Genomic DNA, 23,336 nt, shown 5'->3' with positions numbered 1-23,336 from the left:
GTAGGTATGACGGTCATTGATGGGAAAGCACTAGGTGTAAAAATGCAGGCTGCCTTGGCGGAGAAAACTGCTCGATTAAAAGAAGAAAAGGGTTTGGTACCAGGTCTTGTAGTTATTTTAGTTGGCGAAAATCCTGCTAGTCAGGTTTATGTACGGAATAAGGAGCGGTCAGCTCTAGCTGCTGGATTCAAGAGTGAGGTTGTTCGCGTTCCAGATACGATTTCTGAGTCAGACTTGTTGGATTTGATTGAGCGCTATAATCAGGATGATGAATGGCATGGTATTTTGGTGCAATTGCCCTTACCAGCCCACATCAGCGAGGAGAAGGTCTTGTTGGCTATTGACCCAGATAAGGATGTGGATGGTTTTCATCCGACTAACATGGGGAAATTCTGGTCAGGTCATCCTGTCATGATTCCATCTACTCCAGCAGGAATTATGGAAATGTTCAAGGAATATCAGATTGAGCTGGAAGGGAAGTCTGCTTTAGTTATTGGTCGTTCTAATATTGTTGGTAAACCGATGGCACAGCTGCTATTGGATGCCAATGCTACTGTAACGATTGCACATTCTCGTACCAAAAACTTGCCAGATCTTGCTCGTCAGGCCGATATTCTTGTTGTTGCCATTGGTCGTGGTCATTTTGTGACCAAGGAATTTGTTAAGCCAGGTGCCGTGGTGATTGATGTTGGTATGAATCGTGATGAAAATGGCAAGCTAATCGGTGATGTCAAATACGATGAAGTATCAGAAGTAGCAAGTTATATTACCCCAGTTCCAGGTGGTGTTGGTCCGATGACTATTACCATGTTGATGGAACAGACCTATGAAGCTTGTGTCAGAAGTGCAAAATAAGATAGAGAGTTTAATAAAAATAAATATATCCATGCCTGCTTTGGTAAAGCTCTATTCTTAGAACCTGTATTTACAAGCGAAGTACTCATATTAAGAGACAGATTTAGCTAATCAAGGTAATTTTTGAGGGGATGTTGATTGTATTTTGAAAAAAACTAATGATGAGTAGCTTAAAGACTAGCTTTAGAATAGAAGCGTTGAACTGTGAATACGGGTTCTTAAATTATGACTGCAGTTCTCGTATGAATAAGTCTATTTTTAAGCGACTCTACTCATTTTATTGGTCATATTCAATAAATCAGTCTTAAGACGGATGTGACTTTTAGTAATATTGGTTATACTATACTCAATCCTAAATATTTTTCATAATCTCCTGAAAAGCCTGATCGTGTGATCAGGTTTTTTTGTATGCAAAAATGAGCCTAGGCAAAAAAACAATACTATTTCTCAAAGTTTGACCAACATCCCAGTGTAGTAAAAACGTTTGGAGACAGATTATTTCAGCTCAACAACTGGGATAAAGATTTATTGCCGAATTCTTTTTTATACTCTTCGAAAATCAAAATCAGACGTTGTTGACTTGGTTTGATGAACTTCAGTTTTATCTGCATCTTCGTCGTCTAGTCTGATTTTGATTTTCATTGAGTATTATCTGTCTAGTTCTTTCTCTCTTTCATTTTGTGTTTATAATGTTTTAGGTGATTGTGGGACGTTTTCAGTGAAATTGCTAATAGAACGGTTTTTACTCCTAGTCTTATCTGAGTAATAATAGGATAAAACTCATAGACCCACATAAGAGTAATAGAGGTTTGTGAATAGTATTTAGTTAGAAACATTTGTTATCAAATACAGCTTCTACGTTATATTTAAAGAACTTCTCTATCATTCGTTAGGAAATATTTCTTCTCCGATTTATCGCTAGATAGGAGCAGTGTATGCGTTTCTAAAAATCTAAAGTTGGAGGATGAATTTTAAATAAGTTACAATCTGCAAATCATTACTAAAAACAATTTATCCCTTATACAGGGTAATGTAATAAATTGTTTTTTCTTTGTTTTTTGTATGTTTTTTCAAAAAAATATATGAAACAAATGAGGGGAATCTAGTGATGCACTAGCTATGAAAAAAATATTTATATTAATGGAATTGTTTGAGAAATCAGAAGGAAGTAGTTTTTCGATTTGCATACATATTTTAACTTAAAAATATGTGTGCAAAAAGTTCTGATTTTTTTGTGTTTTTTTAAGAAATTGGCATTGTTGACAAACTAAGGATTGGCTTGGTATCATGTACAGGCTAATTTAATCGTATTATATTCACAAAAATGTATATGTTTTGATTGATAGGTGATATTTAGAAGTAAATAAGCATATATTTTGTAGCGAAAGCAATATAAGCAAAAAGGAGAGAGGAAGAAGCAATGTTAAATGCAAAAGACCTTAGAAAACTGAAGCGTTCTGAATTATTTGAACTCTTGGTTGAGCAGGCAAAGGAAATAGAGTCTTATCAAGCAAAATTAGTAGATTTGGAAAAAAGAATTGAGTATCGCGAAGCGGTTTTGGGAGAAATTGGTTCGATAGCGGAGGCGTCTCTAGCAGTTACTAGGATTTTTGAAGAAGCACAATTGGCTGCAAATATTTATCTTGAACAAGTTCAAAAAGTTACACATAAACAATCTGATAATTGTGAAATAGGGAGAACAGATGAGGATGGCGACTAATAAAAATAAGGATTATGTTACCATATCAGATTTACCCAGTATATCAATAATGTCAGAGGAGCTGGATAAAATACGATATAAAGAGCGGTATCTTGAGACATTAAAAAATACTATTTTCACGCTTATTACTGTCGCTGCACTTGCAGTATTAATAGCCATGTTATGGTTGCCAGTTCTGCATATTTATGGAAGTTCCATGTCTCCTACTCTGGAAGCAGGTGATATGGTGGCAACTGTGAAGACAAATACACTTTCAACTGGAGATATGGTTGCATTCTACTACAATAATAAGGTTTTGGTAAAAAGAGTAGTAGCCACTTCTGGTCAGTGGGTAAATATAGATGAGCAGGGGAATGTTTATGTAAATGGAAAAACATTAGACGAACCCTATGTTAAAGATAAGGCCTATGGTCAAACGGATATTAAACTACCGTACCAGGTTCCAGAAGGTCAATATTTTGTAATGGGAGATCATCGCAGTGTATCTATTGATTCTAGAAATACAGCTATTGGGTCAATTGGTGAGGAGCAACTGGTTGGAAAGTTAACCTTTCGGATATGGCCATTTCATAAAATGGGAGTAATAAAATAAAGGAAGGAGATAGAAAACATGAAAATATTATGGGAAAGATTGTTTAAATTTGTTCAGCAATACTTTCGAGAGAAAAAGACTGCAAAAATAACTATAGCGTTGTCAATAATTATGGCTTTTGGAATATCATATTTGCTGATTTTACCAGCCATTACTTTAGAGACAGACAGTCAGGAGAGTGTTCTGCAATCAGTCTATAATCAGCCAACAACAGTAGAACAGCCAGTTCAAGAAGAACAGGCGGAGTCACAGTTGGCACAGGTTCAATCTGCTGGAAGCTTATTCGCTGAACATGAAAATATAACTGTACAAGTTAACTATGAGGCTCATACATTTGAACAGCCTGTTCGATTACAGGTTTTACCTTCAGAAGATAGTACAAAATATAGTGATAGAGTATCATCTATTCTTGAGGAAAATTCTCAGATTATTCAGCAGGCTCATTCTTACGAACTTTCTTTTTTGACTGAATCAGGAGAAAAAATCGAACCTCAAAAAGAAGTGAGGGTTTCATTTACATTTAAAAATAGTATACCTGTAGAAAAAAGCTCGACAAAATGGAAGTTCTATCATTTCAAAAATAATGATTTAGATAGTGTTGAAGATTTAACAGATAAAACAGAAATAAAGACAGATGAAACAGGGCTCACCGGTATTGAATTTTCTTCAGATTCTTTCTTCAACTACACACTAGTAGAGACAGCTGAAAAGCCTATCACTTTATATGCAAGAAAAGAATGGAATGAGTTTGATAGTGATGACGTTATTGATATAGAGTTGCAAGTTCAAAATGAAGATGGTTCATGGAGAATAGCAGAAGTTGAAAATGCTGTTCAAAGTATTGAAGCACCGGATGAAGCAACTTCTACTCAGTTAGTATGGGAAAATGTAGCAAACTCCTCAGCGACTTATCGAATAATTGAACGAGCAGCAACAAATAGTGAATTGGTAAATAAAACAGGGAATGGAAGCAAGGAAGATCCCTTTGTATTAACAAGAGAAGTGACAGAAGCAACTGTCTCAATGGATTCCTTTTTACGCTCGGCGTCAAATGTTCAGATAGCTGAACAAAGTGGAAGCTTTACTTTGAAGAAAGTAAATGAGAAAGGGAAGGCATTAGCAGGTGCTGTATTTACTCTTTCTGATTCAACTGGTAAAGTTATGCAAACGATAACTACTACTAGCGATTCAAAGGGGACTGTATTCTCAAATCTAACGAAAGGAACGTATACCCTTAGAGAGACTAAAGCGCCTGAAGGTTATCAGTTATTGAATGATTACTATGAAATCAGAGTTAATCATTACGGAATTGTGGAAGCCAAATATATAAAATCCACCGATTCAACATCTGAAGAGAAAATATCAGAGTCCCGTGGTAATACTATTATTAGGCAGCCTAAAGTAGAAAATGTAGTTGAGGTATTAAAATACGAGCTGACTTCCACGCGAAGTGATACAAAAAAAGATAATGAAGATGCAGTGTGGATGACCAGTGGAGAGTTTATAAAGTTAGCTTTTGAACTTAAAGTTAAACCAGATACTCAACCGGGAGATTCCTTCACAATTAAGTTGGATAGTAAATTATCACCTACAGGGATTAGAGAACGTACTTTACCGCCTATTCCTTTGAAAGTTGGAGATACGGTTGTAGCTACAGGAAGGTATGATGAAGCGACAAATAGCTTTATTTATACATTCAATGATTATGTACGACGAGAACAGAATATCAAGCTTTCAGCAAGTTATGCGACTATGGGAGCGGATTTGAAGAATGTACCTTATTCAGGTAAACAAAGTTTTACAAATGTTATAGATGGACAAAATCAACCTTCAAAAACATTTTATATTGATTATGGAGCTTCTAGAGAAATGCCGGGCGGTGTAGCTAAAGGATTAAAAATCCGTAATCAGGTAGCCTCTGTTAATCGTCTTACTGGAGAAGTTGAACGAATTATTTATATCAATAACGGGAATGACCTATCTAGAGATTATGTTGCCAATTTTCTTTGGGGGAAACATCAAATTACTCTTGATAACCAAGGTCAAACTGATATTACTAACCTTGAAATATTTAAGGTTCCAAATGCTCTTAAACATACCTATATGCCTGATAGTATGCATGGAGGGACTGATGGATTAGAGAAAATAACTAGTGCTCAATATAATCCTAATTCCTCTGCAATCATTATAGAAAAGAATGAATTTTATGATGCTGCGACTGGTAAGTATAGCAATGGTTTTTTAATTAAAATTACAGAAAAATTACGGGTTCCAACTGCTGCTACCAATATGACAGCGACATGGGGATTTACAGGATGGAGTAGCAATTCAGTTAGTGTTAGTGCAAGTGTTGTTGCATCACAGGCTGAATCAGCCGGAGAAGCAGAGCGTAAAACCCCGGTTATTACTATTAGTAATAAAAAAGAAGTTGTGCCAACAAAAACATCAATCACTGTAAGGAAGCAGTGGTTAAATGAGGATGGAAGTGAGATTGGAGAACCAACAATTTCTTCCATTACGTATAATCTTAACCAAATTTCCACGACAGAAGATGGAACGAAGACAACAACAGTGTATCAAGCTAACCAGACCTTAACTGCGGCTGAACAATGGACAAAACGATATGATAATTTACCAATATCAGGTGTAAATGAAGCTAAACAAAAGGTTAGCTATGCTTATTATGTAGAGGAAGTCCCCCTACCAGGCTATAGTGTTCGTTATTTGAATGAGAGTAATGCTGATACGGTAAATCCAGCAGAAGCAGCTATTGTTAAGGGGATATTGACGATAAAAAACCAGAAGTTAAATATGACAAGCATTACGGTCAATAAACAATGGTTTACAGCAGATAAGCAGCCAACGGACCGTGTGAACGGAGAGATTAGCTATGATTTGAAGCAAATAGTTCATTTTGATGACGGACGTAAAATTATAAAAGATTATTTGAGTGGCGAGACCCTCAATCATACGATGAATTGGAGTAAGACATATCATGAACTTCCTAAAAAAGGTAAGGAAGAAGGAGAGACTGTTACGTACAGTTATTTCGTACAGGAGCATCCAATAATTGGTTATAACACTAGCTATCAATCTAAGAATAATGAGGTGGATGTAACCACTCCAGAAAATGCAGCCATTGTTTCGGGGATAATAACTATAAGAAATGTCTCTACCCGAAAATACGTGTTGCCTAATGCAGGTGGACCAGGTGTAATCATGTATTACTTATTGGGAGTAATAGTATTACTGGTTGTTGCGGGAGGACTATTCTATAAATTTAATTTGTATAGTTGATTCATTTATATGCGTTATAGGAGGAGAGACTGTGCTATAACTGCAGAAAATGATGAAAAATTATTTTATAAAAAATTTTTAAAGTCAGAAAGGATATTTTCGTGAAAAAGTTAATAACAATCTTTACAGTATTTTTTACAGTCATGTTCTATGCCTTGGGTATTCTAAAGGTTTCTGCTGAGGAATCTAGAAATTACAGTTTAACAATCAATGGAACAACAGCTGGTCATACCTATGAAGCCTACCAAATTTTTAAAGGTGAAATTTCAGAAGACGGTAAGACACTTTCAAATATTGGATGGGGCTCTGATGTTACACCTTTTACTTTTGAAGAAAAGAAAGAGGTAACGGATATTGTAGATTTATTAGGTAAGGAAAATGACGACTCTAACAAAGTTAAGGAGTTTGCATTTAAAGCTGGAGAACATTTAAAAGGGGCTCCTTCAAAATCAGTTGTGAGTACTGCTGACAAGACAATTCTCTCTGGGTTAAAGCCGGGTTACTACCTAGTTAAAGATAAAGATTTTTCACAAGAAGCTACGAATAAGAAAACAAATACTTCTTATACTCGCTTTATTTTGAAAGTTGTCGGAGATGCAGAAGCTACTTTAAAAAGTGACATTCCAACCGTTGAAAAGAAAGTTAAAGATAAAAATGATACCACAGGTGTAGAATCAAATTGGCAAGATGCAGCAGATTATGATTTTAATGACCAAGTTCCTTTTAAATTGACAGCAACCCTACCAAGTAATTTTGATGATTATCAAACATATAACCTTGAATTTGTTGATACTTTATCTAAAGGATTAAACTATGATGGAAATGCTAAAATTTATTTAGAAAACGAAGGTGAAGATAGAGTTGAAGTCACAGACAAATTTAAAATTAGTAAAAATCCTAAAGAACTTCAAATCTCTATTGAAAATTTGAAATCTATTGAAAATCACAAAATCAATTCTAAAACTAAAGTGGTTGTAGAATATACAGCAACATTAACTTCAGAAGCTGTTATTGGTGGACAGGGAAACCGAAATGAAGTTGAGTTAGTGTACTCAAACAATCCTAACTCTAAAGGTGAAGGACAGGGTAGAACACCGAAAGATGTAGTTATTGTCTTTACATACCAAACCATTGTAAATAAGCAAGACCAGGATGGGAAGGCTTTGACAGGTGCAGGATTTACTCTTTATAAAAAAGTAAAGAATGATTGGAAAAAGGTTGGTGATGAAATAAAAGGTAGTGAACTAACTAAATTTGAATTTAAAGGCCTTGATGCTGGAGACTACAAATTAGAAGAAACTACCACTCCAAGTGGTTACAATACAATCAAGCCACTTGAGTTTACAATTACTGCGGAATATACTATTGAGTCTGCAATGCCAACATTGAACAAACTGTCAGGTAACGAAGAATTGAAATTTACTTCAAACTTGCAAGATGGCTCTCTCTCAACAAATGTCATTAATAAAAAAGGTTCATTACTGCCGTCAACAGGTAGCGTTGGGACAAAGATGCTTTACCTTATTGGGGCATTGTTTGCAATCAGTTCAGCAGTCCTTCTTGTGACGAAGAAACGTGTAGACCTTAAGTAAATTTGGAATAGGTTGGAAATTAAGCTAACTTGTTCGCAACAGTCGTAGAGGTCAGATTTGAAGCGTAAAACATGAATTACTGAGATTTGCTTTGCAACTCCTATCTCCAACCTTTAACAGTCCAGTGGACTGTTAAACCCAATCAACCACTACGCTGAGATGTAGACACGAACTCTGAGAAGCGAGGCTGGCCTTTTTCCCAGCCTCTTTTCCTATTATTCAAAATGAGGTTATTATGATTTCCAAATCTAAAAATAATTACATAACGAGTCTGCTAGTCTTTTTCTTAATAACTGGCCTATTATTGTTATTATATCCAACAGTAAGTGATTATTGGAACTCACATTATCAATCAGAAGCAGTAGCTACTTATTCTGAGAAATTATTGGATATTTCAAAAGAAGAAAAACAAAAAATTTTAGAAAATGTTAGTGCATATAATAGCACGCTCGAAAAGGGGACAATACCTAATTTAAATATAGACAGTGTAGCTTTAAAAAAGTATGAATCAATTTTAAATATCACAGATACTGGTATTATGGGCTATGTAGAAATTCCTAAATTACAGACAACGTTACCTATTTATCACGGAACGGATGATGCCGTATTGCAGGTAGCAGTAGGTCACCTTGCTGGGACTTCCCTTCCCATTGGCGGTCAGGGAAGTCACGCTGCTATTTCAGGACATCGGGGATTGCCTTCTGCAAAACTGTTTTCTGATTTAGATCAGCTGGTTATAGGGGACACATTTATGATACAAGTTTTAGATAACACTCTGACATACGAAATTGATAAAATTATTACGGTTACTCCAGATGATGTATCTCCTTTGATGATAGATCCGAATGAGGATTTCGTAACCCTTGTGACTTGCACACCTTATGGTGTTAATAGCCACCGATTATTAGTTAGAGGTCACCGAATTGAAAATCAACTACTTACTAAGCAAGTAGTCTCAGAGGGATCAATTGTAAAACCTATACTGGTTTCTCCTTTTATTGCTTTATGTTTATTAGGACTACTTTGGAGTTTATTTTTTATAAAAAAAGAAGTAAATTTGTTTATGTGACTTAGATAGTATCGCAAAGAATGTCAGACTATTCGACTTTGTTCTTTAGCTTTTAAGCTTAGGAAAGGGAGATTTTTCCAACTCCCAATCATCCAAAAGGTGAAATAGAAGATAAACCAAATGACGATATGTCAATGTCCTCTATACGCTTGAAGAAGGCGGCAAGCGATCGGTCGGTTTCAAATTGTCAGACGGCATTGAAATTCCCAAAGAATTTGAAGGCAAATTCAAGTTTGCCCGCCAACGGCTTCAAACTAGCAGGCGAAATCCGTGGCAGCTTCTTTGTGGTTAAAGGGGACTATTTATAAAATAGCAAATCTGGGGAAACCCAGATTTTTTGTCGCATACTTGACTTAGAGTTGACTTAAAGGTATATAATAGATATACAAAACTAAGGGAGAATGAATATGAACATTAAAGAAGTTAGTGATGTAACAGGTCTATCGGCAGATACCATTCGCTACTATGAACGGATAGGGCTTATTCCCAAAATTGCAAGAAAATCTTCTGGAGTAAGGGACTTTGTGGAAAATGATGTAGCCGTTTTGGAATTTGTTCGCTGCTTTAGGAGTGCTGGTATGTCTATTGAGCGCTTGATTGAGTATATGGGCTTGGTGCAGGCTGGCGATAGTACTGTGGAAGCCCGGATTGATTTACTAAAAGAGGAACGGGAAGTCCTGCAGTTACGATTGTTGGAAATTCAGCAAGCTCTAGAACGTTTAGATTATAAGATAGAAAATTACCAGACTATATTAAGAGGTGCAGAAAATCAATTGTTTACAGACGGCAGTGGTTCATGCAAAAAAGACAGAGAATAACTTTCTCTGTCTTCATACTTCATTATTAATTTTTTCTGATAACTTGTCTGGGTTTAAATTTCTTCTTTAGTCCAATTTGAACCAAACGTAGTCCAAGAAAACCCGTCGCACTTGCCAATATGATGGCAATAAAAACAGGAATGCCTACGGATAGATAGACATAACTAGCGATGACTGTTATCAAACTAAAAAATGCGATATTAACAAAAAACAACAATTCCTTTAGACGTTCTTTATTGGTATTTTTTGCTTGATAGGTTTGAAAATTAGCCTTTTTCTCTTTCGGGATATACTCTTCGTACTGGTACTCATGGGACTGATAGTGTCTTAATGGCATATCGTCTCCTTTTCTGCTCCTTAAAGAATACCATATCATTGATGAATTATTATGTCATTTATATTACAATAATGTTACAAGAAGGATATTAGAAAAGTCTGAATATTAAAACACAGCTAGTCACTTATCAGATATTTCTCTTTTTGATATAATTATCCTTATGGGAAAAATTATCATTACAGCAACAGCTGAAAGTATTGAACAGGTCAAGGAACTGCTTACAGCAGGCGTTGACCGCATTTATGTAGGTGAAGCCGACCATGCTCTTCGCATCCCAACAAATTTTACCTATGATGAACTCAGGGAAATAGCAGAGCTAGTTCATAGCGCTGGGAAGGAATTGACGGTCGCTGCCAATGCCCTCATGCACCAAGATATGATGGACAATATCAAACCGTTTATGGAGCTAATGAGGGAAATCAAGGTTGATTATCTGGTTGTCGGAGATACTGGAATTTTCTATATCAATAAACGTGATGGCTACAATTTCAAGCTAATCTATGATACATCTGTCTTTGTGACTTCCAGCCGTCAGATTAACTTTTGGAAAGATCATGGAGCAGTAGAGGCTGTTTTGGCAAGAGAGATTCCGTCGGAAGAACTCTTTGATATTGCTAAGAACTTGGAAATGCCAGCGGAAATCTTGGTCTACGGCGCCTCTGTTATTCACCATTCTAAACGAACCTTGTTACAGAATTACTACAATTTTACAAAGGCTGATGAGACAGATTTGTCACGTGGACGCGGACTTTTCTTAGCTGAGCCGAGCGACCCAGATAGCCACTATTCTATCTTTGAGGACAAGCACGGTACCCATATCTTTATCAACAATGACATTGATATGATGACCAAGCTGTCAGAATTAGATGAACATGGTTATCATAATTGGAAGCTTGATGGTATCTATTGCCCTGGTCAGAACTTTGTTGAAATTGTTAAGCTTTTTGTTCAAGCAAGAGATTTGATTGAAAAAGGCGAATTCACTTATGATCAGGCTTTCCTTTTGGATGAACAGGTGCGCAAGCTCCATCCAGCTGAACGTGGCTTGGATACAGGCTTCTACGAATTTGACCGCAATAAGGTTAAATAACAATATTTATAGCACAATTTATTTACTTTAACCTGGCAGAGTTAGCTCTGTCACTTACTATGTAAGGTCAGAGTACGAAAACACCTTTGGGCGATTTTCTAAACTCTGTACTAGGTTTCCACATGAAAAAGTATCGTTTTCACGTGGAAACCGTCGTAAATAGAAAGAAGTTTATTATGTCAAAAACATTAAAGCGTCCCGAGGTCTTGTCACCTGCTGGGACTTTGGAGAAATTGAAGGTAGCCATTGATTATGGTGCTGATGCTGTCTTTGTCGGTGGCCAGGCCTACGGTCTGCGTAGCCGTGCAGGGAACTTTACCATGGATGAGATGCGGGAAGGAATCGAATATGCCCATGCCCGTGGAGCCAAGGTCTATGTAGCTGCCAACATGGTCACCCACGAAGGCAATGAAGAAGGAGCGGGAGCTTGGTTCCGTGAACTACGAGACATGGGCTTGGATGCGGTTATCGTTTCCGACCCAGCCCTCATCGTTATCTGTGCAACCGAAGCACCAGGTCTTGAAATTCACCTGTCAACCCAGGCATCATCTACCAACTACGAAACCTTTGAGTTTTGGAAGGAATTGGGCTTGACCCGTGTCGTTTTAGCCCGTGAAGTGACCATGGAAGAAGTGGCTGAAATCCGCAAACGGACAGACGTGGAGATTGAAGCCTTTGTCCACGGAGCCATGTGTATCTCCTACTCAGGCCGTTGCGTCCTCTCCAACCACATGAGCAAACGCGATGCCAACCGCGGTGGTTGCTCCCAGTCTTGCCGCTGGAAGTACAACCTCTATGACCTCCCATTTGGCGAAGAACGTCGTTCGATTAAGGGGGAAATCCCAGAGGAGTTCTCTATGTCTGCGGTGGATATGTGTATGATTGACCATATTCCAGACATGATTGAAAATGGGGTTGATAGCCTGAAAATTGAAGGCCGGATGAAATCCGTCCACTATGTATCAACCGTAACCAACTGCTACAAGGCAGCGGTAGATGCTTATCTTGAAAGCCCAGAGAAGTTTGAGGCAATCAAACAAGACCTGATTGATGAAATGTGGAAGGTTGCCCAACGCGAATTGGCAACAGGTTTCTACTACAGCCCACCGAGTGAAAATGAGCAGCTCTTCGGTGCCCGCCGTAAAATTCCAGAATACAAATTCATCGCGGAAGTAGTAGCCTTTGACAAGGAAAACATGACCGCCACCATTCGCCAACGCAATGTTATCAACGAAGGCGACCAAGTGGAGTTCTACGGACCTGGTTTCCGTCATTTTGAAACGACTATCCAAGACCTTCGTGATTCAAATGGAGAAAAGATTGACCGGGCCAACAAGCCTATGGAACTCTTAACTATTAAGCTGGACCGTGAAATTTATCCTGGCGACATGATTCGTGCCTGCAAATCAGGCCTCATCAACCTCTACCAAGAAGATGGACAATCCCTAACTATTCGTGCATAAACATAAAAAGGCTGAAATTTCAGCCTTTTGTTTGTTGTTGAGAAGTCTTGATGCTATCTGGAACCAAGGTAACTTTTTTGATGTCCTCGATTTTTATAATGCTGGTAACCTGACGTTTGAAATTTTTCATGATAATCCGTTGGCGATTGGTATCATATTTCACAATGTCACCTGTGAAACTACGATCGCCATAGATGACATGGACTGCAGCTTTTTTATACAAAGCCAGCTCCAAGTTATTCTTGATTTCTTCCTTGCTATCTGGCTCAATAGACTTAGGAGCTTTGCCATGTTCTAAAAAGACGGTGATCTGCTCGAAAATAACTTCTAAAAACCTCTTCATGGCATAATCCTTTCAAACTTGATATAATTATATTATCTAATTTTTATAAAAATGACAAGCTTTTTCGAATAGATAAGCGAGGAGGTAACAAATGGCAGAATTTACATTTGAAATTGAAGAAAAATTATTGGTCTTATCTGAAAATGATAAAGGATGGACCAAGGAGCTTAATCGAGTATCTTTTAATGGAGCACCAGCCAAGTATGACATCCGTACCTGGAGTCCTGACCATACCAAGATGGGGAAAGGAATCACTCTTAGTAATGAGGAATTTCAAGTTCTACTCGACGCGTTTGCTAATAAATAAATGAAGGAAGCCTAAGCGAAGAAGGAGTAATTCTACAAAGTGAATAATAATGAAGAGAACATTATGGATTAGATTATGTGTCCATAATGTTTTTATTTGAAATTCGGAAAAACATAACTAATTTAATATTTCACTAATTTAATATTTTTTTGATATTCAATAAAATTTATAAAAATTAGGGAAAAAGTATTGACATTTGTAAGCGATTGCAATAAAATTAACTTAACTTAAACGTTTAAGTTAAGTTAGAAAAATATTAATATCCGAGGTGGTATCATGAAAAAATGTCTATATTTTTTGACTATTGCAGCACTTTCTTTAAATTTGGTTGCCTGCACTCAAGCTTCCCAAGAAGCAAATTCGACTAATTCAGTTGTTTCTGAAGTTTCAAACTACAAAGTTACTTACTATGACAGTGATGGCACAACAGTTTTAAAAACTGAGCAAGTAAAATCAACAGGAGATATACTAAAATACACTCCTTCAAAGGAGGGAAAAACCTTTGTTGGATGGTATGTAAAACCAGATTTTTCACGAAAATTCACTGAGAGTAGTAATATTACAAGCGATTTATCCTTATACGCTGGTTTCTCAGCTTATAAAGAAGATACTCGGAGTTTTATTGTTGTAGGGAATGGAAATAGTGAGATTCTTAAAGAATCAAATTGGGGGGCAAACGTAAGTGATAAGCATAAACTCATAAAAGAGGAAAGTAACGAAAGCAATATTTATTCGATTACAATGAATTTAGAAGAAGGTGACGAATTTCAATTTGCAATAAATAGTAGTTGGGAAAATCAAAGAGGGTTTGGATATTTGGAGACAATTGAGAAAGATGGTGTAACTTATTTTGAAAATTCTGGGGGTCTTGGTGAAACTTCAAGCAAACGGTCGAATATTAAGATTGCAAAATCAGGAACATATACATTTACTTTAATTACACATCCTGCTGAAGATACTTATGACACTGAAAATTCCGAATATTCAGAAGCAAAGAAAGAATCCTTTAATATAAATAATTTTGATACGATTGCTTGGACGTATGAAAACTAGTAAGTTTAAAAAATGAATTAGATTACCTAACCGTTTGTGAAATTTTAAAAAAGCGAGTTTTTTCAACAAGATAAAAAATTTGTTGAAAAACTCGCTGACACAGGAGTGAAGAAATTTTTAAGGGAGAAAATTGTTTCCTCCCTTATCCAGTTTGATTTTAATTTTTGACAATTTAGTTAAATTATTTAAATATTTTGTTGTTCAGTTGGAGTGACACTGTTTATTAGTTTTTCTTTTATTATTTGTTATCTCACCACGTCAAATTCAAGTTACGCTTGCAGTTTATGATGAGAACCAAGTTTGTTCAATTTTCAATCGTCAATTGTTTCATAAATAGTTAGAGTTATTACAATAAATAAACAAAATGGTGGTGCTTTATATGTCTGAGGAGGGACTTGAAAATGAGTAAGTATTAGCATGTAATCTCGAGAAATAGCTACTCTAACTTTCTAAACAACAATGTTATGATTATTGATTTCAATACGCTGTGAAGCCCATTCGATAGCTTGAAAAATTTTTTCAAATTTTTCATCTGAGAAACCTGAGATATACAATTTGTTGTAATAGTTCGAGATTAATTGTTCCAAGATTGAATCAATAATTAAAACATTTTTGTAATCAAAGTTATCTAGTTCTTCCACTGATTTAACGTATTTAATTGAAGAAAATGTATTTTGAATTAATTCTTTTCTTTTTTCATCATTTATTGGCAGAGATACAAAAGTAAAAGTAGTCTCTCCAAAATATTGTATAGCCTGTTTTTTTAATTTTTGAAAATCTGAATTTATTTGAAAAAACACAGGATCATCAATAAAACTATCAAGGGCAATTAGAGGCGAGAAATTGGCATTCCCGATTTTATAGAAATCTTCCTTAGCCACGTCAAGAGTTAATATTACATCAGCTAAATCTATTTTTTCAATGTAATGTTCACTAAGACACATTAAATAGTAATTTTTATTATGTAGAAAGTTCGTTAATTTATTGATGAAATGAAGTTGCTCGGCTTTTTGCAAATAGGACTCGGCTTCCTTGTAGTGAAGGGCAACAATTTGCGATTTTTGAGTTACAAGTGACTTTGCGGCTTGGTTAGGAGTATAGTCCAATAAATTAATAATTTGTAGAACTTTATTACGCGTTTCAGGACTAATTTTTTGGTCTTCACGATTGTTGATAATGTAGGAAACAGTAGCAACGGAGACCCCGGCCTCACGTGCAACGTCTTTTATGGTAATCTTTTTCATAGGATTGTTATATAAAAAAAAAAACAAAAAGTCAACTTAAAAATAATGTAGGAGATGTAAGTGATGAATGAAGCAGGAATTTTGCATATTCCAGATTCAAGATATTGTTTTGCAATAGATCAAAATGAAGTTGTAATTAGGATACGAACGGCCAAAGAGGATAGAGACACACATATCTATCTTGTATATGGAAAAAAATATGATTATCATTTCGACAGGAAGGAGTTAAGAGTTCCACTTCGTTATGAGGATAATACATTTGCATATTTTGAAATAAATTTAAAAGTTACGGATACAAGATTAGCATATATCTTTAGACTAGAAAAAAATACACAAAGCTATTTTTTCAGTGAAGATGGGCTAACTGAGTATTATCATTTTGATACTGGTTTTTATAATTTTTTTCAAATGCCATACATTAATCAAATTGATATTTTTCCTACAGTCGACTGGTTGAAGGAGAGTACTTTCTATCAAATTTTTATTGATCGATTTGCTAAAGGTGATAACTTAAAAAAACAGTCATACATTGATATGTCTTGGGGAGACCTGCCAACACCTAAAAGTTTTGCTGGTGGAGATTTGAGAGGAATTATTAATCAATTGGATTATCTTTTAGATTTGGGAATTAATGCTTTGTATTTAACTCCTATTTTTAAATCACCCACCAATCATAAGTACGATATTGAAAATTATTATGAGATTGATGAACAATTTGGGACTTTAGCAGATTTAAAAGAACTTGTTAGTAAGTGTCATCAGCGAGGGATAAGAGTTGTTCTGGATGCTGTTTTTAATCATTGCAGTATGAATTCAAAAGAATTTATTGATGTAATCAACCAAGGGAAGGATTCTCCGTATTATGATTGGTTTATGATTGATGGTGATTTCCCTGATATTGAAAAGGTTAATTATGAATGCTTTGCTTCGTGCTACTATATGCCAAAATGGAACACCTCGAATGCAGAAGTTAGAAAACATTTGATAGATATTGGACTGTACTGGATTAAAGAAGCAAATATTGATGGATGGCGATTGGATGTATCTGATGAGGTTTCTCATCAATTTTGGAGACAATTTAGATTGGCAATCAAGGATGTGAAGCAAGATTGTGTTTTAATTGGTGAAAATTGGCATGATGCATATCCGTATTTAATGGGAGATCAATATGATAGTATAATGAACTATGCTTTTACAAAAGCAAGTTTAGATTGTTTCGCATTTGACCGATTTAAGGCTAAAGATTTAGTGGAACGACTGAATCATATTTTGATGAGGAATCAAACACAGGTTAACCAAATGAATTTAAATTTATTGGATTCCCATGATACACATCGAATCTTTACACAGGTTGGAAATTCAAAAGATAAAGTATTAGCTGCTTTGGCTTTAATGTTTATTTTTCCAGGTGTTCCATGTATCTATTATGGAACAGAAATATGTTTGGAAGGAGGATACGATCCCGATTCACGTAGGACCTTTAATTGGAACACAGAGGAATGGGATAACGAATTTTTAAACAATATTAAAGCAATCATATCTACAAGAAAAAATACCTCAATCCAGAATGGTGATATATCAATTCTGAATAAAGGAGAATTGGTTCATGTGGAGCGTAAGTGGCAAGAAAAGAGTGTGCATTTCCTCTTAAATTTGGATGAAAAAAAACAGAAGATTTGCTTTGAAGGTACTCCTCTTGTATCTAGGGGATTAGATAGTGATGGATTCTTGTCACGATATGGGTATATTTTTTATGAATTTTAGGTGAAAAAAATGAAACTCAAAACACTTTATGCTATATCTGTAACTGCAATTACAAGCTTGTTTTTAGCTAGTGTTAGTCCACCGATTATTCCTAATAAGAATCAATCAACGAATGACAGTATGATATTTACTGGAAAACTTGAAAATGGGGCTACAATTAAAGTTCTTGAAAACAATACAGCAATTTCAAAGGGATATTTTGCTGAACTTATTGCAGCATTTAATGAAATGTATGCTGATGAAAATATTATAGCAGTAGATGCAAACATAGATCAGTATGTTGATTTGGCTAATGATGGTCCTTATGGTTATGGACCGGATGTTCTGTATCAGGCTAATGATGTCATTATGAAATATGCAGAAGATAAACACATTTATCCCCTCCCAATAAAAGATTTGGATGCATATGAAACAACTTCTTCAATGGCATGGAAAGCATTTGAATATCATCTAGATGGAACAACATATACTCTAGGTGTCCCTGTGAATGTTCAGACACCTATGCTGTATTATCGCAAAGATTTACTACCAGTTGATTGGGAAAGTAAGTGGGATGACAATAAAAATCAAATCCCAGACATGGTTGAAACTTGGTCAAGTTTACTGAGATTTTCACAAGAACGTCATGCTGCCGATTCTTCTAAATATGGCTATATGAAATCTTTGTATGATTCATATTTTTCAAGCGGTTTCTTGTTTTCTTATGGTGCATATATTTTTGGAAATGATAATTTAGATACAAATGATATTGGATTTGCATCAGGGGATGCGGAAAAAGGTGCAAAAGTTATTCAGCAATTGGCTTCGGCTATGACTGAAGAAAGTATTGATGATACGATAACTACAAGTGCATATAGTAAACTTGCAGATGGGACTTTTTTTGCAACAATGTCTACACCAGATGTTTATTCAACCTTTTTAGATGAATTGATTCAATATTATGAACACCAAGGGATGTCTACAATTGAGGCGGAGACTTTAGCAAGTGAGAATCTGGTAATGGTTAATTTACCTCAATTACCTAAAAGTGGTGATTTAACGGATGTTAATTCGGAGTTGATTGACACAAAAACAATGGGAGGAGTGAATGGCTATGCAATTAGTGCTTATACTCCTTGTCCAAATGCAAGTCTTGCCTTTGTAAATTTTGCTACAAATTATGAAAATATTTTAAAACGATATGAAATGTTGGGTATTGTGCCTACCAGATCAGATGTAATAAAGGAAATCGGCGGAATTTCAGAAGCAGTGTATGGAGAGCTCGAAAATAATAATATTGTATTAATGCCATCAAATTCGGCTGTATCACAAATTTGGACCCCTACTCAAACATTTTTTGCTGATATTACTAAAGATGTTTTTCGCGCAGAATCAGAGAAAAAATTTAGAACTAATCAAGATCTTAAACAAGGACTTGAAAAAGTGACTCAGCAAATTAGTGATGCCATTCATACACTAGAATAGGAGAAAATATGTTTAAGCATGGAAAAATAGATTTGAGAAAAGCATCTGTCGAAGCTAAAACATCTTTATTTTGCATGGGTTTTGGCCAATTTCTTCTCGGTCAAAAATTTAAAGGAATACTATTTTTTGGAATTGAATTATTTTTCTTAAGTTATTTATTTTTTAGAGGCTTTAGAGATATAATAGGATTCTTTACACTTGGAACACAAAAAGCAGACACCTGGTTTGGAATAGAAGGTGACAATTCGATTATCATGTTACTCATGGGAATTTTGGGTTTCATAATATTTTCACTAGCTATATATTTGTATGTTATAAATATCAAAGATGCATTATATGTTGATCAATTAATACGTGAAGGAAAAAAGATTCCATCGTTCCGTGAGGAAATAAAAATTTCAATTGATAGAAACTTTCCAGCTTTTGTCCTATTTTTTCCAGTTTTAGGAATTATGGTGTTTAGTGTCCTTCCAATTATTTTTATGATATTAATTGCTTTTACGAATTATGGTGGAAAAATTGTTCCTCCAGAATTAGTAAGCTGGATTGGACTTAAAAATTTTGTAAAAATAGTCTCTTTGACTCAATTTGCTCCAACTTTTTTTAAAATCTTAAGCTGGAATATTTTGTGGGCAGTTCTATCTACAGGTTTAAACTATTTTGGTGGTTTATCCTTAGCATTACTTTTTTCAAATAAACGTGTCAAATGGAAAGTGGTTTGGAGAGCTTTTCCTATTTTGGCTTATGCTATACCTGGTTTTATTAGCTTATTGGCATTTAAATTCATGTTTTCTTATGGTGGTCCAATCAATCAACTTTTGCAAAACCAGGGGTTTCAAGCAATAGGGTTTCTTGATGTTGATGCCAAGTGGTCAGCTCGTGTCATTGGCCTTATGGTAAACGCTTGGATTGGAGTACCATCAATTATGCTATTAGCAACTGGTTTGTTATCCAATCGGGACGCATCACTTTATGAAGCAGCAGAAATTGATGGTGCAAATAAGTGGGCACAATTTACAAAAATTACTTTTCCCTATATATTGACAGCGACAACGCCAGTCCTTATCGGTCAGTTTGTCGGTAATTTCAATAACTTTGGGATCTTTTATTTCCTAAGAGGTGGGTTATATTTAGATGATTATTTTCTAGCAAGTGATACAGATTTACTAATTAATTGGTTATACAATCTTTCAATTGATAATAATTATTATAGTATCGGGGCTACTATTAGTCTAATAATCTTCTTATTAACTTCTGTTATTTCACTTTCTGTCTACGTTCGAACATCTTCTTATAAGGAAGGAGGTAGATTTTTATGAGAAAATGGTCTCACTTTTTACAAAGTACAGGGATATATTGCATACTTATTTTGGTGAGTTTTATCTTTCTCTTTCCCTGTATTTGGTTGATATTAGCCTCATTTTCTCAATCAGGCACTATTTATTCATTTGATGGCTTTTTTCCAACATCTTATAGTTTAAAAAGTTTTATAACTTTGTTTACAGATACAGATCTATATAACTACCCGAGATGGTTCTTAAATACGTTATTTATTGCAAGTATGAGCTGTATACTGGGAACATTTTTAGTCATATTAACAGCATACGCAATGTCTCGTTTTTATTTTAATGGAAAGAATGCATTAATGAAGACAACAATGGTACTAGGTATGTTTCCGTCATTTATGGGGATGATTGCTGTTTATTTGCTGATGACTCAATTTAACCTAATTAATCAATTGTGGGGATTGGTATTAATATATAGTGCAGCAGCTCCAATGGGTTATTTAACCCAAAAAGGTTTTTTTGATACCATTTCTTATAGCATTGATGAAGCAGCCCGAATGGATGGAGCTACGAGTTTTCAAATTTTTTGGCATATCCACTTGCCGTTGTCTAGGCCGATTATTACATATACAGCATTAACCAATTTTGCATGGCCATGGAGTGACTTCATTTTACCAAAATTATTATTGAAGGAAAAAAATCTTTATACCGTTGCTGTTGGCTTGATGAATTTAGATGAGACAGAGTTTGCACGTTTTGCAGCAGGAAGTATATTTATTGCGGTTCCAATTGTAGTGTTATATTTCTTGCTAATAAAAAATATGGTCAATGGTTTGACCGCTGGAGCAGTAAAATAAGAGGTGAATGATGAAGAAATTTTATTGGAAAGATTATTTAATGGCACTGCCTATTATTATCTTATTTTTAGTTACAACAAAATTTAGTGTTATTAATGCAGAAAGTTATAATTCAATTAACAATAAGGTTGATTTTTCATCGGATGTTATTTACCAAATTATTACCGATAGGTTTTATGATGGTGATTCGACTAATAATCCATCAGGTGAGATTTTTGATACTACAAATCTTAGGAAGTATCATGGAGGAGATTGGCGAGGAATAATAAAGAAGATTCAGGATGGCTATTTAACAGATCTCGGAATTACAGCAATTTGGATATCTTCACCTGTTGAAAATATTACTAGTATAGACCCTACTAGTAATAGTGCTTCATATCATGGTTATTGGGCTAGAGACTTCTTTAATACTAATTCTGCTTTTGGGACACAAGAGGATTTTAAAGAATTGGTATCCATTGCACATGAAAATAATATTAAAATAGTAATTGATTTTGCTCCGAATCATACTTCAACCGCAGAATATTCGGGCTATTCTTTTCCTGAAGATGGGGCTTTATTTAGAAATGGAAATTTAATTGGGACATTCTCAAATGATGTTGATGGTATATTTAATCATGAGTCTTGGACGGACTATAGCACTTATGAAAATGGGATTTATCATAGTTTATATGGATTGGCAGATTTGAATAATATTAATCCAACTATTGATAAATATCTTAAAGATGCTATCGTATCATGGATAGATTATGGAATTGATGGAATCAGAGTTGATGCAGTAAAACATATGTCTCTTGGTTGGCAAAAAAATTGGCTGAGCTATATTTATGAGAAGACGGGGATATTTGTTTTTGGTGAATGGTATACAGGAGGTACTGAGGCCGAAGTAGAAATGACATCATTCGCGAACAATAGTGGTATGAGTTTATTAGATTTTAGATTTGCAAATGCTATTAGAAATCTCTATTCGAGTGATACATTTACAATGCTGGATTTTTATAATGTTTTGCAAGCGACTGAAAATGACTACGAAGAAATAAATGATCAGGTTACCTTTATTGATAATCATGATATGAGTCGCTTTTCAACATTAGTTAATGGAAATCAACTTGCAGTGAATCAAGCTTACGCACTTTTATTAACTTCTCGAGGAGTTCCGACAATCTATTACGGAAGTGAACAATATGATCAAGGAGGAAATGATCCAGAGAATAGGTCTGATATAAGTTCTTTCAATAAAAATAGTAATGCATATAAAGTAATAAGCAAGTTGTCAAACTTGAGAAAACATAATCAAGCTTTGGCATATGGTACGACACAAGAGAGGTGGATAAACTCTGATGTGCTCATTTTTGAGAGGAAATTTGGTTCTACTGTAGCCTTGATTGCAGTTAACAAAGGAAGTAGTAGTTACAAAATAGAAAATTTATATACAAGTTTACCATTAGGAAATTACGAGGATCAATTGAGTGGTCTATTATATTCAGATTCCATATCTGTGGATTCAAATGGTGCAGTAGCTTCATTTGAGCTGAGCAAAGGTGAAGTTGGAGTGTGGGTGTATAGTGATGAAAATAGTGACATATCAATCGGAAACATCGGTCCCTCAATAGGTATTAGTGGAAATGAGGTTAGTATTTCAGGAACAGGATTTGGTAGTGAAGTAGGTCAAGTTTATTTTGAAAATACACTTTCGGATATAGTTGAGTGGTCTGATACGCTTATTAAAGTTAGAGTACCAGAAACTCCTGCTGGAATTTATAATGTAAAGGTATTGAATCAGAGTGGAATGGAGACTATTTTTTCAAACTTTGAAATATTAACGGCAACTCAAGTTCCTATTCGTTTTATCGTAAATAATGCTGAGACATCATATGGAGAGAATGTGTATGTAGTTGGTAATGTCAGTGAGCTTGGTAATTGGAATCCAGAAAAGGCTGTGGGGACATTCTTCAATTCAACTGCAACTATAGCACAATATCCATCATGGTTTTACGATATAAATCTACCAGTTAATACTAGGATAGAATACAAGTTTATTAAAAAAAATCAAAGTGGAGAAGTTACTTGGGAGAGTGGTTCGAACCATGTTTTGAATACATCAACAATTGCAGATACATTTATTCAAAATTGGCAAAAATAGATAGTATATTAGTACGACGATTTTCCAAGTGAAAAAACTTTT

General features: G+C 35.1%; 19 protein-coding genes and 1 pseudogene. 17 read left to right on the top strand and 3 right to left on the bottom strand.

Annotation, left to right across the window (positions count from 1 at the left end; translation table 11 throughout):
• The first annotated feature begins 6 nt into the window (after positions 1-6).
• The 8 genes and pseudogenes from ODU50_RS07050 to nmlR all read left to right on the top strand — a co-directional run bounded on the left by ODU50_RS07050 (position 7) and on the right by nmlR (position 9,943).
• Positions 7-855, top strand: coding sequence for a bifunctional methylenetetrahydrofolate dehydrogenase/methenyltetrahydrofolate cyclohydrolase (locus tag ODU50_RS07050; protein ID WP_024385039.1), 849 nt, complete (start codon positions 7-9; stop codon positions 853-855).
• 1,420 nt (positions 856-2,275) lie between these two features.
• Positions 2,276-2,575 (top strand): hypothetical protein, encoded by a 300-nt coding sequence (locus ODU50_RS07045; RefSeq protein ID WP_023369568.1) that lies wholly within the window; start codon positions 2,276-2,278, stop codon positions 2,573-2,575.
• Positions 2,565-3,167 (top strand): signal peptidase I, encoded by a 603-nt coding sequence (gene lepB / locus ODU50_RS07040; RefSeq protein ID WP_032535241.1) that lies wholly within the window; start codon positions 2,565-2,567, stop codon positions 3,165-3,167. The genes ODU50_RS07045 and lepB overlap by 11 nt, the downstream gene beginning before the upstream one ends.
• An 18-nt stretch (positions 3,168-3,185) precedes the next feature.
• The gene (locus ODU50_RS07035; RefSeq protein ID WP_105152819.1) at positions 3,186-6,464 is read left to right on the top strand and encodes a SpaA isopeptide-forming pilin-related protein; all 3,279 of its coding nucleotides are present in this window, start codon (positions 3,186-3,188) and stop codon (positions 6,462-6,464) included.
• Positions 6,465-6,565: 101 nt separating this feature from the next.
• Positions 6,566-8,056, top strand: coding sequence for an isopeptide-forming domain-containing fimbrial protein (locus ODU50_RS07030; RefSeq protein WP_105152818.1), 1,491 nt, complete (start codon positions 6,566-6,568; stop codon positions 8,054-8,056).
• A 235-nt stretch (positions 8,057-8,291) separates the two neighbouring features.
• Positions 8,292-9,125: a class C sortase gene (locus ODU50_RS07025; RefSeq protein ID WP_105138940.1), complete on the top strand. Its 834-nt coding sequence runs from the start codon at positions 8,292-8,294 to the stop codon at positions 9,123-9,125.
• A gap of 130 nt (positions 9,126-9,255) precedes the next feature.
• Positions 9,256-9,433, top strand: a pseudogene (locus ODU50_RS07020) (phage tail protein); the annotation flags it as partial.
• Between the two features lie 99 nt (positions 9,434-9,532).
• A complete protein-coding gene (nmlR, locus tag ODU50_RS07015) occupies positions 9,533-9,943 on the top strand; it encodes a stress response transcriptional regulator NmlR (protein WP_105138941.1) in 411 nt (136 codons plus the stop codon).
• A gap of 25 nt (positions 9,944-9,968) precedes the next feature.
• Here nmlR and ODU50_RS07010 read toward each other — a convergent pair whose 3' ends face one another.
• On the bottom strand, positions 9,969-10,280 hold the full coding sequence (locus ODU50_RS07010) for a DUF3270 domain-containing protein (RefSeq protein WP_105153584.1): 312 nt from the start codon (positions 10,278-10,280) through the stop codon (positions 9,969-9,971).
• Between the two features lie 160 nt (positions 10,281-10,440).
• Between ODU50_RS07010 and ODU50_RS07005 the strand changes: the two genes are divergently transcribed.
• Together ODU50_RS07005 and ODU50_RS07000 are read left to right on the top strand one after the other, a co-directional pair.
• Positions 10,441-11,370 carry a peptidase U32 family protein gene (locus ODU50_RS07005; RefSeq protein WP_105153583.1) on the top strand — a complete coding sequence of 310 codons (930 nt, stop codon included), beginning with the start codon at positions 10,441-10,443 and terminating at the stop codon, positions 11,368-11,370.
• 176 nt (positions 11,371-11,546) lie between these two features.
• Positions 11,547-12,833: a U32 family peptidase gene (locus tag ODU50_RS07000; protein WP_044761901.1), complete on the top strand. Its 1,287-nt coding sequence runs from the start codon at positions 11,547-11,549 to the stop codon at positions 12,831-12,833.
• A gap of 19 nt (positions 12,834-12,852) precedes the next feature.
• Here ODU50_RS07000 and ODU50_RS06995 read toward each other — a convergent pair whose 3' ends face one another.
• Positions 12,853-13,176: a hypothetical protein gene (locus ODU50_RS06995; protein WP_024384625.1), complete on the bottom strand. Its 324-nt coding sequence runs from the start codon at positions 13,174-13,176 to the stop codon at positions 12,853-12,855.
• Between the two features lie 91 nt (positions 13,177-13,267).
• Between ODU50_RS06995 and ODU50_RS06990 the strand changes: the two genes are divergently transcribed.
• Complete coding sequence (locus tag ODU50_RS06990) at positions 13,268-13,483, top strand: YdbC family protein (RefSeq protein ID WP_004194749.1); 216 nt, start codon at positions 13,268-13,270, stop codon at positions 13,481-13,483.
• A 276-nt stretch (positions 13,484-13,759) separates the two neighbouring features.
• Complete coding sequence (locus ODU50_RS06985) at positions 13,760-14,536, top strand: InlB B-repeat-containing protein (protein WP_044679035.1); 777 nt, start codon at positions 13,760-13,762, stop codon at positions 14,534-14,536.
• Between the two features lie 449 nt (positions 14,537-14,985).
• Here ODU50_RS06985 and ODU50_RS06980 read toward each other — a convergent pair whose 3' ends face one another.
• Positions 14,986-15,780, bottom strand: coding sequence for a LacI family DNA-binding transcriptional regulator (locus ODU50_RS06980; RefSeq protein ID WP_023369586.1), 795 nt, complete (start codon positions 15,778-15,780; stop codon positions 14,986-14,988).
• Positions 15,781-15,843: 63 nt separating this feature from the next.
• On the opposite strand from ODU50_RS06980, the gene ODU50_RS06975 reads away from it, so the two are divergent.
• The 5 genes from ODU50_RS06975 to ODU50_RS06955 are packed head-to-tail and all read left to right on the top strand — an operon-like array spanning position 15,844 to position 23,294.
• A complete protein-coding gene (locus ODU50_RS06975; protein WP_013730216.1) occupies positions 15,844-17,544 on the top strand; it encodes a glycoside hydrolase family 13 protein in 1,701 nt (566 codons plus the stop codon).
• Between the two features lie 9 nt (positions 17,545-17,553).
• Complete coding sequence (locus tag ODU50_RS06970) at positions 17,554-19,008, top strand: extracellular solute-binding protein (protein ID WP_105153582.1); 1,455 nt, start codon at positions 17,554-17,556, stop codon at positions 19,006-19,008.
• An 8-nt stretch (positions 19,009-19,016) separates the two neighbouring features.
• Entirely contained in the window at positions 19,017-20,327 is a 1,311-nt protein-coding gene (locus ODU50_RS06965; protein WP_024411795.1) for a carbohydrate ABC transporter permease, read from the top strand.
• Entirely contained in the window at positions 20,324-21,151 is an 828-nt protein-coding gene (locus ODU50_RS06960) for a sugar ABC transporter permease (protein ID WP_024393150.1), read from the top strand. The genes ODU50_RS06965 and ODU50_RS06960 overlap by 4 nt, the downstream gene beginning before the upstream one ends.
• Positions 21,152-21,161: 10 nt before the next feature.
• A complete protein-coding gene (locus ODU50_RS06955; protein WP_105153581.1) occupies positions 21,162-23,294 on the top strand; it encodes an alpha-amylase family glycosyl hydrolase in 2,133 nt (710 codons plus the stop codon).
• Positions 23,295-23,336: the final 42 nt, after the last annotated feature.

This window comes from Streptococcus sp. 2020WUSS084, assembly GCF_044427445.1.
GTDB classification, from domain to species: domain Bacteria; phylum Bacillota; class Bacilli; order Lactobacillales; family Streptococcaceae; genus Streptococcus; species Streptococcus suis.
The sequence above is the reverse complement of the archived record's forward strand: the minus strand, read 5'-3'. Positions and strand labels throughout refer to the sequence as shown.

Coding starts and splice junctions, on each gene's coding strand:
- ODU50_RS07050 (WP_024385039.1), top strand. CDS start 7: ATGACGGTCATTGATGGGAAAGCACTAGGTGTAAAAATGCAGGCTGCC.
- ODU50_RS07045 (WP_023369568.1), top strand. CDS start 2,276: ATGTTAAATGCAAAAGACCTTAGAAAACTGAAGCGTTCTGAATTATTT.
- lepB (WP_032535241.1), top strand. CDS start 2,565: ATGGCGACTAATAAAAATAAGGATTATGTTACCATATCAGATTTACCC.
- ODU50_RS07035 (WP_105152819.1), top strand. CDS start 3,186: ATGAAAATATTATGGGAAAGATTGTTTAAATTTGTTCAGCAATACTTT.
- ODU50_RS07025 (WP_105138940.1), top strand. CDS start 8,292: ATGATTTCCAAATCTAAAAATAATTACATAACGAGTCTGCTAGTCTTT.
- nmlR (WP_105138941.1), top strand. CDS start 9,533: ATGAACATTAAAGAAGTTAGTGATGTAACAGGTCTATCGGCAGATACC.
- ODU50_RS07010 (WP_105153584.1), bottom strand. CDS start 10,280: ATGCCATTAAGACACTATCAGTCCCATGAGTACCAGTACGAAGAGTAT.
- ODU50_RS07005 (WP_105153583.1), top strand. CDS start 10,441: ATGGGAAAAATTATCATTACAGCAACAGCTGAAAGTATTGAACAGGTC.
- ODU50_RS07000 (WP_044761901.1), top strand. CDS start 11,547: ATGTCAAAAACATTAAAGCGTCCCGAGGTCTTGTCACCTGCTGGGACT.
- ODU50_RS06995 (WP_024384625.1), bottom strand. CDS start 13,176: ATGAAGAGGTTTTTAGAAGTTATTTTCGAGCAGATCACCGTCTTTTTA.
- ODU50_RS06990 (WP_004194749.1), top strand. CDS start 13,268: ATGGCAGAATTTACATTTGAAATTGAAGAAAAATTATTGGTCTTATCT.
- ODU50_RS06985 (WP_044679035.1), top strand. CDS start 13,760: ATGAAAAAATGTCTATATTTTTTGACTATTGCAGCACTTTCTTTAAAT.
- ODU50_RS06980 (WP_023369586.1), bottom strand. CDS start 15,780: ATGAAAAAGATTACCATAAAAGACGTTGCACGTGAGGCCGGGGTCTCC.
- ODU50_RS06975 (WP_013730216.1), top strand. CDS start 15,844: ATGAATGAAGCAGGAATTTTGCATATTCCAGATTCAAGATATTGTTTT.
- ODU50_RS06970 (WP_105153582.1), top strand. CDS start 17,554: ATGAAACTCAAAACACTTTATGCTATATCTGTAACTGCAATTACAAGC.
- ODU50_RS06965 (WP_024411795.1), top strand. CDS start 19,017: ATGTTTAAGCATGGAAAAATAGATTTGAGAAAAGCATCTGTCGAAGCT.
- ODU50_RS06960 (WP_024393150.1), top strand. CDS start 20,324: ATGAGAAAATGGTCTCACTTTTTACAAAGTACAGGGATATATTGCATA.
- ODU50_RS06955 (WP_105153581.1), top strand. CDS start 21,162: ATGAAGAAATTTTATTGGAAAGATTATTTAATGGCACTGCCTATTATT.